The organism is Microvirga sp. P4_A5 (assembly GCF_056402495.1).
Genome location: NZ_JBFUHH010000045.1, coordinates 18,392 through 31,266, shown reverse-complemented (window position 1 = coordinate 31,266; position 12,875 = coordinate 18,392). Strand labels below are relative to the sequence as shown.

Annotated in this window: 11 protein-coding genes; 7 read left to right on the top strand and 4 right to left on the bottom strand. The window is 63.8% G+C overall.

What is annotated here, in order from left to right:
- Positions 1-2,038 (bottom strand): calcium-binding protein (locus AC1DVM_RS13420; protein WP_477254925.1); only part of this gene is annotated, 2,038 nt, incomplete at its 3' end.
- An 80-nt stretch (positions 2,039-2,118) separates the two neighbouring features.
- Positions 2,119-2,637, bottom strand: a complete 519-nt coding sequence (locus AC1DVM_RS13415) for a flavin reductase family protein (protein WP_477254924.1) — start codon at positions 2,635-2,637, stop codon at positions 2,119-2,121.
- A gap of 269 nt (positions 2,638-2,906) precedes the next feature.
- Here AC1DVM_RS13415 and AC1DVM_RS13410 point away from each other — a divergent pair, with 269 nt between their 5' ends.
- From AC1DVM_RS13410 to AC1DVM_RS13385, 6 genes are all read left to right on the top strand, one after another.
- A complete protein-coding gene (locus AC1DVM_RS13410; protein WP_477254923.1) occupies positions 2,907-3,827 on the top strand; it encodes a branched-chain amino acid ABC transporter permease in 921 nt (306 codons plus the stop codon).
- An 11-nt stretch (positions 3,828-3,838) separates the two neighbouring features.
- Complete coding sequence (livM, locus tag AC1DVM_RS13405; protein WP_477254922.1) at positions 3,839-5,251, top strand: high-affinity branched-chain amino acid ABC transporter permease LivM; 1,413 nt, start codon at positions 3,839-3,841, stop codon at positions 5,249-5,251.
- Positions 5,251-6,093, top strand: coding sequence for an ABC transporter ATP-binding protein (locus AC1DVM_RS13400; protein WP_477254921.1), 843 nt, complete (start codon positions 5,251-5,253; stop codon positions 6,091-6,093). The genes livM and AC1DVM_RS13400 overlap by 1 nt, the downstream gene beginning before the upstream one ends.
- Positions 6,090-6,869, top strand: coding sequence for an ABC transporter ATP-binding protein (locus AC1DVM_RS13395; protein WP_477254920.1), 780 nt, complete (start codon positions 6,090-6,092; stop codon positions 6,867-6,869). The genes AC1DVM_RS13400 and AC1DVM_RS13395 overlap by 4 nt, the downstream gene beginning before the upstream one ends.
- Entirely contained in the window at positions 6,869-7,231 is a 363-nt protein-coding gene (locus AC1DVM_RS13390; RefSeq protein ID WP_477254919.1) for a DUF6867 family protein, read from the top strand. The genes AC1DVM_RS13395 and AC1DVM_RS13390 overlap by 1 nt, the downstream gene beginning before the upstream one ends.
- Positions 7,232-7,471: 240 nt before the next feature.
- Positions 7,472-8,599, top strand: a complete 1,128-nt coding sequence (locus AC1DVM_RS13385; protein ID WP_477254918.1) for a branched-chain amino acid ABC transporter substrate-binding protein — start codon at positions 7,472-7,474, stop codon at positions 8,597-8,599.
- Between the two features lie 881 nt (positions 8,600-9,480).
- Here AC1DVM_RS13385 and AC1DVM_RS13380 read toward each other — a convergent pair.
- Positions 9,481-10,206, bottom strand: a complete 726-nt coding sequence (locus tag AC1DVM_RS13380; RefSeq protein ID WP_477254917.1) for a cytochrome c biogenesis CcdA family protein — start codon at positions 10,204-10,206, stop codon at positions 9,481-9,483.
- A 94-nt stretch (positions 10,207-10,300) separates the two neighbouring features.
- Between AC1DVM_RS13380 and AC1DVM_RS13375 the strand changes: the two genes are divergently transcribed.
- Complete coding sequence (locus tag AC1DVM_RS13375; protein ID WP_477254916.1) at positions 10,301-11,299, top strand: P1 family peptidase; 999 nt, start codon at positions 10,301-10,303, stop codon at positions 11,297-11,299.
- 154 nt (positions 11,300-11,453) lie between these two features.
- Here AC1DVM_RS13375 and AC1DVM_RS13370 read toward each other — a convergent pair whose 3' ends face one another.
- Positions 11,454-12,695, bottom strand: coding sequence for an NAD(P)/FAD-dependent oxidoreductase (locus AC1DVM_RS13370; RefSeq protein ID WP_477254915.1), 1,242 nt, complete (start codon positions 12,693-12,695; stop codon positions 11,454-11,456).
- Positions 12,696-12,875 lie beyond the last annotated feature (180 nt).

The window sequence follows — 12,875 nt, the reverse complement described above, 5'->3', positions numbered from 1 at the left end:
GGCTCGACATCGTCCCCTTGCCGAGTTTCTTGAAGACGGCATTGTCCAGATAGATCGTGTCGTCGGCCGGCGTGAAATCCGTGATCTTGTCGACCTTGGCCTTGCTCGGCTTGGTATCGAACACGAACGTGTCGTGCCCTGCGCCGCCAGTCAGGACGTCGCGTCCGCCCTTGCCGTAGAGCGTGTCGTCGCCGCCCATGCCTCGCAATGTGGAATTTCCCGCATTGCCGCGGACGATGTTGGCGGCGGAATCGCCCGTCAACGTGATGGATTGCCAGATGCTCCAGGATTCCGCCTGCAGCACTTCGATCCCGGAATTCCCCTGGAGCGTGAAGCTCAAGGCCGCGAAGACCGTGTCGTATCCGCTGGAATCGGACACGCGATCGCCGGCTCCACTGACGATGAAGACATCGTCGCCGCCGCCGCCGATCAGCGTATCGTCGCCTACGCCGCCGTCGAGCCGGTTGGCTCCGTCGTTGCCCGTGAGGCGATTGTCGCCTTCGTTGCCGGTGAGGTTCGCCACAACGGCGCCCATGGCGGCGGTCAGGGCCTCGATCGTCGATGCCCGCTCGAGGAAGACGTCCTCGAACACCACGGCGGTGTCGAATCCGCCGCCGATTTCCTCACCGACGATATCGGCGAGGCTTTGCACGATATAGGTGTCGTCGCCGTCGCCACCCACCAGCGTGTCTGAACCGTCGCCTCCATTCAAAGTGTCGTCGCCCGCACCGCCGATGAGCGAGTCGGCTCCGGCGCCCCCTTCGAGAAAATCTTTGCCCCCCGCGCCATCGAGGGTGTCGGCGCCCGCCGCGCCGCCGAGAACGTCGTTGAACTCGCTGCCGACATAATCATCGTTTGCGCTCGTTCCCGAAAGCGAGATGGCGGCGGTGCGGACCTCGAGGATCTGGCCGCTGATGCCGACGGGGTCCGACACCCGCCCGCTCTCGTCGAGCCATGTGGCGATCAAACGGCCATCGGCCAAAGTCGCCAGCGAGGACAGCGACTTCGCGCCGTCCACATCGGTCGGGCTGATGATCGTATCGACGCCGATTCGGTGTCCCGCGCCGTCGAACAGCGCGGCGTGAATGTCCCAACGCACGGCGGAGGCATTCGGATCGGAATAGGTGACGGCAAAGCCACCGCCAGACAACGCCGTTACGGCGAACTGAAAGGTGGTCTCCATCGCGGTGATAGCGATGGCAGAGCCGGACGCCGTGCCATCATGCATGTAGATACGGGCCTTCACGGCGTGCGAGCCGTCGGCCGCCTCTTCGTCCCAGACGACGACGAAGCGACCGTCGGTGAGGCGCGTCAGAGTTTGCCCGACAATGAAACCGCCGGGTACGTCGGCGATGGCGAATTCCGTCGCGCCCGTGCCGTCGTCGCCGAAAATTCTGCCCCGGAGCACGACGTCCGAATTGAGCGTATCCTGTTGCGCGAAGACGACCGCATAGCCGTGATCGAGGCCTGTTACCTGCGACACAAACTGGAGCTTCCCCGCGTCGGTTGCGACGAGGGTATCCGAAGCGCCGACAGGCTGAAGATCGGCGCCGAACATGCGGGCGCGGACATTGCTGTAGGTCGTCCCGTCGGTGTTCGAATAGGTCGCGACGAACCCGCCATTCGCAGTCGCCGTGATCGACAACTCGACCTGATTCTGCAGCGTGGTCGTATTGACGCGGAAATCCGCACCCGCGGCCGTTCCGTCGGCGTTGAAGACCCGCGCACGAATTCCCCAATCGGCCTCGCCATCCGCGCCACTGTCATCGACCCACGCGACCACGAAGCGACCATCCTTCAGGACGGCGACCTGCGGTGTTTCCTGCGTGTTGGCGGTCGTGCCGTTGACGGTGAATTCGACACCGCGCTTGACGCCGTCGGCATGGAAAAGCTGTCCGCGAAGCTCTCCCGTAGCCCCCCTGTCTTCCCACACGGAAACGAAACCGCCATTGGCGAAGGCTTGCACCGCCGCAAAGGTCTGGACGCCTTCGATCACCGTGTTGACGGCGAATTCGGGTCCCCACGTGGAGATCGGCATGGCTACACATCCATAAATTGTTATGTTGTGACGTTTCCCCTATCGTGTTTTTCCTCGTCCTGCAACCTCGCCGGGAATATCTACGCGAGCTCCCGATACCCCCGTCCCCGATAAACCAGCGCCGGCCGGTTCTCGCCGAGGCGGATGTGGGCGATCTCGCCGATGAGCACGTGGTGGGTGGCGACGATGCGGGAATCGCTGAGGCGGCACTCGAACGAGACGAGGCTCGACAGGAGAAGCGGCGTGCCGGAGGGTCCCCGGGTCCAGGTGCCGGTCTGGAAGCGCTCCGGGCCGAAGATGCCGCTTCGTCCCGAAAAGACATCGGCCACGTCGAGGTCGTCATGGGCCAGCGCGTTGACGCAGAAGAGACCGTTTTCGAGGAGCGCCCTCACCGAACGGCTGGCGGTGTTGACGCAGACCAGGAGCTTCGGCGGCGTATCCGTGACTGGGGTCACGGCGGTGGCCGTGAAGCCTCCCTCGCCCGCGGGACCGGCGGTGGTCACCAGATGCACGGCAGCCGCGACCCGGCTCATTCCTTCGCGGAAGAGCTTGGCGTCGGCGGCGACCGCCGATTCGGGTGCCGGTTGCATATTGAGCATTCGCGTCTCGTCTCCTGTCGCAGGTGATGCACCCTTCATATAGGCGTTCGAAGGGCAAGCGCGCATTTTCGGCTCGAACCTTTTTCGTCCGGGAGGTGAGAAAAGGTTTCCATAACGTCAAGTGATAGGATTGTTAACAGATCGTTGTCGAACGAAAGCGGGTTTGCTAGACACCCCCACCTTACGTCCGGCTTGGCCTTGCTCCGGCATCGTGCTTTGCTGTGACGCGTTCCCAACAATGACCCCATCCAGAGGGGCAAGGGCAGGATATGGAAATTTTCGTCCAGCAGCTCATTAACGGGCTGACTCTGGGGTCGATCTACGGCCTCATTGCAATCGGCTACACGATGGTGTTCGGCATCATCGGCATGGTGAACTTCGCCCATGGCGACGTGTTCATGCTCTCGGCCTTCATCGCGCTGATCTTCTTTCTCATCCTCACCACCTGGCTCGGCATGTCGTCGATCGTGCTRGCGCTCCTCATCGTGCTGGTGATCGCCATGGTCCTGACCTCGCTCTGGGGCTGGGCGATCGAGCGGGTCGCCTATCGGCCCCTGCGCGGCTCGTTCCGCCTGGCACCGCTGATCTCGGCCATCGGCGTGTCGATCTTCCTGTCGAACTTCGTGCAGGTGACGCAGGGTGCGCGCAACAAGCCGACCCCCCCGATGATGCGCGAGGTCATCGTGCTGTTTCAGGGCGAAAGCGGCTACAACGTCGCCCTGTCCTACAAGCAGGTCGTCATCATGGCCTCGACCGCCGTGCTGCTGGCGATCTTCTGGTACCTCGTCCAGAAGACGTCGCTCGGACGGGCGCAGCGCGCCTGCGAGCAGGACCGCAAGATGGCGGCCCTTCTCGGCATCGACGTCGACCGCACGATCTCCCTGACCTTCGTGATCGGCGCGGCGCTCGCCGCGGTCGCCGGCACCATGTACCTGCTCTATTATGGCGTCGTGAGCTTCAACGACGGCTTCGTGCCGGGCGTGAAGGCCTTCACGGCGGCGGTTCTCGGCGGCATCGGCTCGCTGCCCGGCGCGGTGCTGGGCGGCCTGATCATCGGGCTCATCGAGACCTTCTGGTCRGCCTATTTCTCCATCGAGTACAAGGACGTCGCGGCGTTCTCGATCCTCGCCATCGTGCTGATCTTCATGCCATCCGGTATTCTCGGACGGCCCGAAGTCGAAAAAGTTTAAGGGGCCAGGCCATGACAGCTCCTTCCACCACGGCGGCGGCGGCCGATACCGGCGCTCCGATTCGTTTCGACCTCGCGGCGGCCCTCAAGGATTCGCTGAAATCCGCCGCGATCGCGTTCGGACTTTCGATCCCGATCCTGGCCTTCAAGACCGACCAGAGCGGCGGCGACATCTACCTGACGCCGCGCTGGGGCCTGGTGGCGATCTTCGTCGCCATCATCTTCGGCGTCCGGCTGCTGCAGCACGCCTTCGAGGCGACGCGCGCCTATCGGCTGGCGACGCCGGACCCGCACCAGGCGACGGAAGCGGTGCATGCCGAACCGAACGCTTTCCAAAAAGTCTCGCGGTTCGGAATCCCCTTCTTTCTCGGCATCGCCCTCACGTTTCCGTTGCTCATCTACCTGATCCAGGGCGGGCTCGATCAATCGCGCTACTGGGTCGATCTCGGCATCCTCATCCTCACCTACGTGATGCTGGGCTGGGGACTGAACATCGTGGTGGGTCTCGCGGGCCTGCTCGATCTGGGTTACGTGGCCTTCTACGCGGTCGGCGCCTATTCGTACGCGCTGTTGTCGACCACCTTCGGCCTGTCCTTCTGGATCTGCCTGCCGCTGGCCGGGATTCTCGCGGCGTTCTGGGGCATCATCCTGGGCTTTCCGGTGCTGCGCCTGCGCGGCGACTATCTCGCCATCGTGACGCTCGCCTTCGGTGAGATCGTGCGTCTCGTCCTGATCAACTGGACGGACCTGACCAATGGCGGCGCCGGCATCTCGTCGATCCCGCGCGCCACCTTCTTCGGCCTGCCGTTCTCCGCGGGCGAAGGCGGCTTCGCGGATTTCTTCGGCATCGAGTATCACGGCATGCAGAGGATGATCTTCCTCTACTACGTGATCCTGGCGCTGGCGCTTCTGACCAACTTCGTCACCATGCGGCTGCGCAAGCTGCCGGTCGGCCGCGCCTGGGAGGCGTTGCGCGAGGACGAGATCGCCTGCCGGTCGCTCGGCATCAACACCACCAACACGAAGCTGACGGCCTTTGCCATCGGCGCCATGTTCGGCGGCTTTGCCGGCTCGTTCTTCGCGGTCCGTCAGGGCTTCGTCTCGCCGGAGAGCTTCAACTTCCTCGAATCGGCCATCATCCTGGCGATCGTGGTTCTGGGCGGCATGGGCTCGCAGATCGGCGTCGCCATCGGCGCCGTGGTGCTGGTCGGCGGTCCCGAAGTCCTGCGCAATCTCGGCTTCCTGTCGGCGATCTTCGGCGAAGGGTTCGATCCCAACGAATATCGCCTGCTGCTCTTCGGCATGGGCATGGTGGCGATGATGGTGTGGCGCCCCCGCGGCCTGATCTCCGAGCGACAACCCTCCGTGTTCCTGAAAGAGCGAAGAGCAATTTCGAGCGCCCACGTCAAAGAAGGTCACGGCTAATGCGCTGGCTTCAGGATCCCGTTCTCGACGTTCAGCACCTCACCATGCGCTTCGGCGGGCTGGTGGCGATCAACGACCTCAGCTTCCAGGCCGGGCGCGGCGACATCACCGCGCTCATCGGCCCGAACGGCGCCGGCAAGACCACGGTCTTCAACTGCATCACCGGCTTCTACAAGCCGACTGAAGGCATGATCGCGCTGCGCAAGCCCGACGGCTCGGAGTTGCTGCTGGAGCGCCTACCCGGCTTCAGCATCAACTGGAAGGCCAAGGTGGCGCGCACGTTCCAGAACATCCGTCTCTTCTCGGGCATGACCGTTCTGGAGAACCTGYTGGTGGCGCAGCACAACTCGCTGATGATCGCATCCGGCTTCACGTTCCTCGGCGTGCTCGGCGTCGGCGGATACCGCAAGGCCGAGAAGGATGCGATCGAGAAGGCCAAATACTGGCTCGACAAGATCCACCTCACCGACCGCGCGGACGATCCGGCCGGCGACCTCCCCTACGGCGCGCAGCGGCGTCTCGAGATCGCGCGCGCCATGTGCACCGACCCGCTTCTGCTGTGCCTCGACGAGCCGGCGGCGGGCCTCAACCCGCGCGAGTCGCTCGAACTCAACAACCTGCTTCTGTCGATCCGGAAGGATCACGCCACCTCGATCGTGCTCATCGAACACGACATGTCGGTGGTGATGGAAATTTCCGACCACGTGGTGGTGCTCGATTACGGAACCAAGATCTCGGACGGCACGCCTTCCGAAATCCGCAACGATCCGCGCGTCATCGCCGCCTATCTGGGCGTCGCCGACGAAGAGGTCGAACAAGTCGCATCGGAGATCGGCGCATGAGCACGGCCGGAACACCATTCTCCGCCGCAGCGGGGATACAGCCCGCACCGGCGCGCAAACCCCTCCTCAGCGTCAGAGGTGTGAAAACCTTCTACGGCAACATCATCGCGCTCAAGGGCGTCGATATGGACGTCAACGAGGGCGAGATCGTCACGCTGATCGGCGCCAACGGCGCCGGCAAGTCGACCCTGATGATGACGATCTTCGGCAATCCCCGGGCGCGCGAGGGCACGATCACGTTCGCCGGGCGGGACATCACCCAAATGCCCACGCATCAGATCGCGCAGCTCTCCATCGCGCAATCGCCGGAGGGCCGCCGCATCTTCGGGCGCATGACCGTTTTCGAGAACCTCCAGATGGGGGCCTCGATCAACAAGATGGCGTATTTCAACGAGGATCTGGAGCGGGTCTGCACCCTGTTCCCACGGCTGAAGGAACGCCTGCAGCAGCGGGGCGGAACGCTCTCGGGCGGCGAACAGCAGATGCTCGCCATCGCCCGCGCGCTGATGAGCCGGCCGAAGCTTTTGCTTCTCGACGAACCGTCGCTGGGCCTCGCGCCGCTGATCGTCAAGCAGATCTTCACGATCATCAAGGAGCTCAACGAGCGGGACGGCATGACGGTGTTTCTCGTCGAGCAGAACGCCTACCACGCCCTGCGTCTCGCCCATCGCGGCTACGTCATGGTGACGGGCAACATCACCATGAGCGGCACCGGCAAGGAACTGCTCGAGAATCCGCAGGTCCGCGCCGCCTATCTCGAAGGAGGACACCACTGATGCAAGGCATCCTCTACGAAGAACCGTCCATCTGGCTGTTCCTCCTCGTCACTGTCGTCATGGGCGGCTGGGCGGCCTGGATGACGGGACGCGCGATCGCCATCACCTGGCGGCCGTTCTGGAACCTGGTGCTCTATCTCCTGATCCTCGCAGGCTTCGTGCGGTTCATCCATTTCGCCCTGTTCCGCGGCACCCTCGTCTCGGTCCAGTTCTACGCCATCGACGCCATCGTGCTCCTGATCATCGGCAGTCTCGGCTACCGATATTACCGGGCCCGTTTGATGACCACCCAGTACCGGTGGCTCTACGAGCGCTCCGGCCCGTTCAGCTGGCGCGCGAAGACGGTCCCGACCAAGGGTTGACATGCCGCTGCGACAGCCAAAGGGAAGCTAGGCCTTTGCCTGTCTTTTGATGCCTTAAAACAAGGACATAGCCGGATTTTCCGAAGGTCTTTCGGGCCGTTTTCCTACCCCCGACGCGCACGAAATTCCGGCGTGACTTCCGCGCAAAAAGCGTCATGATGTCACCCGGCCGGCAAGCCGAGGTTTGCCGAACCTATCCCCCTTGGAGGGGGCTTACAAAAACACCCAGAGGAGTACCTCATGAAAAGAATGCTGTTGACYGGCGTTGCGCTCGGTCTTGGTCTCGCCTTTTCGGGCGCGGCCAACGCGCAGATCAAGATCGGCGTCGCCGGCCCCATCACGGGACCCAACGCCGCTTTCGGCGCGCAGCTGAAGAACGGCGTCGAGYAGGCGGTGGAGGACATCAATGCCGCCGGCGGCATCAATGGCCAGAAGCTCGTCGTGGTCGTCGGCGACGACGTCTCGGACCCCAAGCAGGGCGTGTCGGTCGCGAACAAGTTCGCAGCCGAAGGCGTCAAGATGGTGGTTGGCCATTTCAACTCCGGCGTGTCGATCCCCGCCTCCCAGGTTTATGAAGAAGCCGGCATCGTTCAGGTCACTCCGGCCTCGACGAACCCGCAATTCACCGAACGCAAGATGTGGAACACCTTCCGCACCTGCGGACGCGACGACCAGCAGGGCCTCGTCGCCGGCGCCTACCTCTCCGACAAGTTCAAGGGCAAGAAGGTCGCGGTCGTTCACGACAAGACCCCCTACGGCAAGGGCCTGGCCGACGAGACCATGAAAGCCATGAACGCCAAGGGCCTCAAGGAAGTCGTCTATGAGGGCGTCAACCCGGGCGAGAAAGACTACTCGGCTCTCGTATCGAAGCTGAAGCAGTCGGGCGTGGACGTGGTCTATTTCGGCGGTCTTCACACCGAAGCCGGCCTCATCATCCGCCAGATGCGCGACCAGGGCCTCAACGCCCCGATGATGTCGGGTGACGGCATCGTGTCGGCCGAGTTCGTCTCGATCGCCGGCCCCGGCGCCGAAGGCACGCTGATGACCTTCTCGCCGGATCCGCGCAAGAACCCGAACGCGAAGGACGCAGTGGCCAAGTTCAAGGCCAAGAACTACGACCCCGAGGCCTACACCCTCTACAGCTACGCGGCGACCCAGATCCTCGCCGAAGCAGCCAAGCAGGCTGGCGGCCCCGACGGCAAGAAGATGGCGGCCGTCATGACGGCTGGTAAGCCGTTCAAGACCGTCATCGGCGATATCACCTACGACAAGAAGGGCGATATCACCCGTCCGGACTACATCATGTATGTCTGGAAGAAGGGCGCCGACGGCAAGATCGATTACTCGGGCAACGAGCTCGGCATGTAATCTGTCGGCTCCGGCCGGCGATTGAGAAACCCGCCCTGGCGACAGGGCGGGTTTTTTTATGTTCCGGCCGTCAACCGAGGTGCCCCATGCCTCGGCCGGTGGCTCGCCCGAACTAACGCGAGGATTCTCTTTTGGCGTCAATCAAGGCCATGCCGAACGCCGCCTCGCATGCGCGCAGCGTCGATGTAACAATATTCAGATTGTTGTATGGATGATCGGTCCGGCCCAGCCGGACGTTCGAAAGGAGGTGATACCGATGAAACTTCCGAAGCTGACCCTGGTGATCAGGTTCCTTGGCAGGGAGCTGATATTGATCTTCAGGTAACAAGCAGAGGGGCTGGGCGAAAGCCCGGTCCCTCACCGGAAGCGTGAAGCGGTATCACCCCCTTCGTTCGCAAATATAGCACGCTACCGGCCCGACGCAACACTGTCCGGGTGGTCGTCCCAGCCGACCCAGCACGGGGAACGTATCCAGCAGCCAGAACGACGCCGTGGTGATCCAGCCGGTCAGCAAAGCGATGTCGGTCAGGGATAACGCGCCCCGGCGACGGGCGGGTTTTTTGGGTTCCGGCGGGGATCGCCTGAACCGCCGCGGAGAGCGCGACGTCGCAAGCGCGGCGCTATATGAAACATTGTTCCCATTGATGTATGGATGATACGTCCGGTCCAGCCGGWCGTTCGAAAGGAGGTGATACCGTATGAAACTTCCGAAGCTGAGGCTGAGGATCAAGTTCCGGGGATTCAAACTGGTCTTGATCATCGGCTAATGCGAAGAGGGGCTGGGCGGAAGCCCGGTCCCTCACCGGAAGCGTGAAGCGGTATCACCCCCTTCGTTCGCAAATATAGCACGCCATCGGCCCGACGCAACACTGTCCGGGTCGTCACCCCAGCCGACCCAGCACGGGGAACGTCTCCAGCAGCCAGAACGACGCCGTGGTGATCCAGCCGGTCAGAAAGGCGATGCCGGTCAGGACGAGCAGGACGCCCATGACCTTCTCCATCGCGTCGAAGCGGGACCGCATGCGCTTCAGAAGCGCCGTGATGGGCTTCATGGTGAAGGCTGCGAGCAGGAACGGAATGCCCAGGCCCGCCGAATACGCCGCCAGCAGAAGCGCGCCCCGCGAGACGCTGGATTCCGACCCGGCGACGGCCAGGATCGCGGCGAGCACCGGACCGATGCACGGCGTCCAGCCGAACGCGAAGGCGAGCCCCATCACATAGGCGCCCCACATGCCGATCGGCCGGTTCACCTGCACGCGCGCTTCGCGATACAGAAAACCGACCTTGAAGAGGCCGAGGAAGTGCAGGCCCATGACGATGATGGCGAGGCCCGCGACGGTGCTCAGCACATCGAGATATTGCCGCACGACCTGGCCCAGCGCCGACGCGGTAGCGCCCAGCAGCACGAAGACCGTCGAGAAGCCGGCGACGAAGAGCAGCGCGGCGATCACGGCGCGGCGGCGCACCGCCCCCTCGCCCGCACTGAGCTGATCGAAGGTGGTGCCGGCGAGAAACGACAGATAGGGCGGGACCAGCGGCAGCACGCAGGGGCTGAGGAAGCTGATCAATCCGCCCAAGGCAGCGGCGGGAAGCGAAACGGTGAGCATGGGGCCTTCTATCCGGTCCCCGCCGGACAAGAAAGGCGCCGGTCCCTGCTCTCGCCAGCTTGTGAACGGCCGCGTTTTCCCGTTTGCTCGACGGATGAGCATCCGCCGCAACCTCATCACCGACGTTCCGGGCCTTCGCGTCGGCAACGCCCACGATTCCAAGCTCGCATCCGGGGTCACGGTCGCGCTCTTCGACGAGCCTGCGGTTGCCTCCTGCGCCGTCATGGGCGGTGCGCCGGCGACGCGAGAGACGGATCTTCTCGAACCCGACAAGATGGCTCCCTGCATCCACGCGGTCGTTTTGTCGGGCGGATCGGCCTTCGGCCTCGATGCGGCGAGCGGTGTGCAGGCCTGTCTGCGGCGGCAGGGCATCGGTTTCGCGGTCGGCTCGGCCCTGGTGCCGCTGGTGTCGCAGGCGGCAATCTTCGACCTGCTCAATGGCGGCGACAAGGAATGGGGCCTTTATCCGCCCTATCGCGAACTCGGTTTCGAGGCGGCCGGGAAGGCCGGGCCCGATTTCGAACTCGGCACGGCGGGCGGCGGCTTCGGGGCTACCACAGTCAACCTGAAAGGCGGCCTCGGTTCCGCCAGCACGATGACATCCACGGGCCACTCGATCGGGGCACTGGTGGTGGTCAACAGCATCTCGTCGGCCATCATCGGCAAGGGCCCGCATTTCTGGGCGGCCGCCTTCGAGGAGGGCGAGGAGTTCGGCGGCCTGGGGCATCCGGACCGCGTGACTTCCGAGATGCGCGAGCTTGCGTGGAAGGGCGGCCGCCAGCCCTCCACCACCATCGCGCTCCTGGCCACCGACGCGCAGCTCACGAAAGCGCAGGCCAAGCGGCTCGCGGTCTCGTGTCACGGTGGATTCGCACGCGCCCTGCGCTTCGCCCATGCGCTCTACGACGGCGACACGCTGTTCGCCGCATCGACCGGCCGACGCCCGCTTCAGGACGATGCGGATTTCACCGAGATCACCGCCCTTGCGGCCGATTGCGTCGCACGCGCCATCGCGCGCGGGGTCTACGAGGCCACGGCGCTTTCCTATCCGGACGCGTTGCCGTCGTGGCGGGATCGATTTGGGACGAGGTGAAGGGTGAAGAATAGTGAAAGAGTGAAAGGGTGAACAAGGTGAAATGATCGGGTTTCGGCACACCGTTCACGTTTCACCTTTCACCCCTTTAAACCTTTAGCCCTTTAACCCTTTAACCCTTTAACGCCTTAACCCCTTCACCCTCTATCCCGCCTCAAAACCTCTCCGGCCCGTAGGGCTTCGGATCAATCACGGGCGTCTCGCCCGTCACCATTTCGGCGACGAGACGGCCGGTGATGGGGCCGAGAGTCATGCCGTGATGGGCATGGCCGAAGCTGAACCAGAGGTTCTTGTGGCGGTGGGCCTTGCCGATGATCGGCATCATGTCGGGGGTGCAGGGGCGCATGCCCATCCAGGGTTCAGGATCGACGCGCTCGCCGAGCGGGAAGAAGGCCTTGGCGATCGGTTCCGCGCGCTGGAGCTGCACGGGAGTTTTCGGTGCGTCCCGGTCGGCGAATTCGGCGCCCGTCGTGAGACGGATGCCCTTCGCCATCGGCGCCAGAAAATAGCCGCGCTCGAAATCGAGCGTCGGGCGATTGAGAACCGCATTGCCTTCCGGCTTGTAATGCATGTGATAGCCGCGCTTGACCGCGAGCGGCAGGCGGTAGCCAAGGCGCTTGGTGACGAGGTCCGCCCAGGGTCCGAGCGCCACGACCACGTCCCGGGCCTCCATCGCGCCGGCTTTGGTCGTCACGCTCCAGCCATCCGGCTTCTCTTCGAGCGAGCGGGCATCGCCCTCGGCCAATTCCCCGCCGAGCTTCTCGAACAACCGCACGTAAGCCATTGTCAGCTCATAGGGATCGTAGATCGCCGCCGGGTCGGTCCAATGGATGCCGCCCTTGAAATCGCCTCGCAGATGGGGTTCGCGGGCGACAACGCCCGGACCGTCGAAGGCTTCGAAATTGACCCCGAAATCGCGCTTCGTCGCTTCGACGTCGAGAAGCTGCGCGTCCATTACCTTCTGGCTGCGGAAGACCTTCATCCAGCCGGTCGGGCGGATCAGATCGGTGGCGCCGGCGGCGTCCGCGAGCGCCGCATGCTCCACCACGCTATGCTCGATGAGCGGGGCATAGAGCCGGGCGATGGCCCGGTGCTCCTCGGGCCGGGAATGCATCCAGTAGCGAAAGAGGAACGGCGCCAGCTTCGGCAGCGCCGCCAGGTGGTAATGCGCATCGATGGTACGGTTCGTCGCGTAGCGCAGAAGAGCGCCGAAATCGTGCGGGAAACCGTAGGGATAGACACCCTCGCGCTGGATCAGCCCGGCATTGCCGTAGGAGGTTTCCTCCCCCGGCCCGCGCCGGTCCACGAGAAGCACCGAGCGTCCACGCTGCTGCAAATGCACAGCCACCGACACGCCGACGATACCGGCGCCCAACACGATCACGTCTTTACGCATGATAATTCTGCCCCGCTTGACGTCCCCCGCGAGCCGGGAAACGGGGAAGGATCGAGCCTTCCGCAATGCCGCTTCTACCGCCGATCGGGACACGCCGTCCACCCGCCGTTTATTCCGGTTCGACGGGCCGTGGCGCGGGTTCCAAAATGACGGATGTTGCGGCAGAGCGGCCCGCGTGCT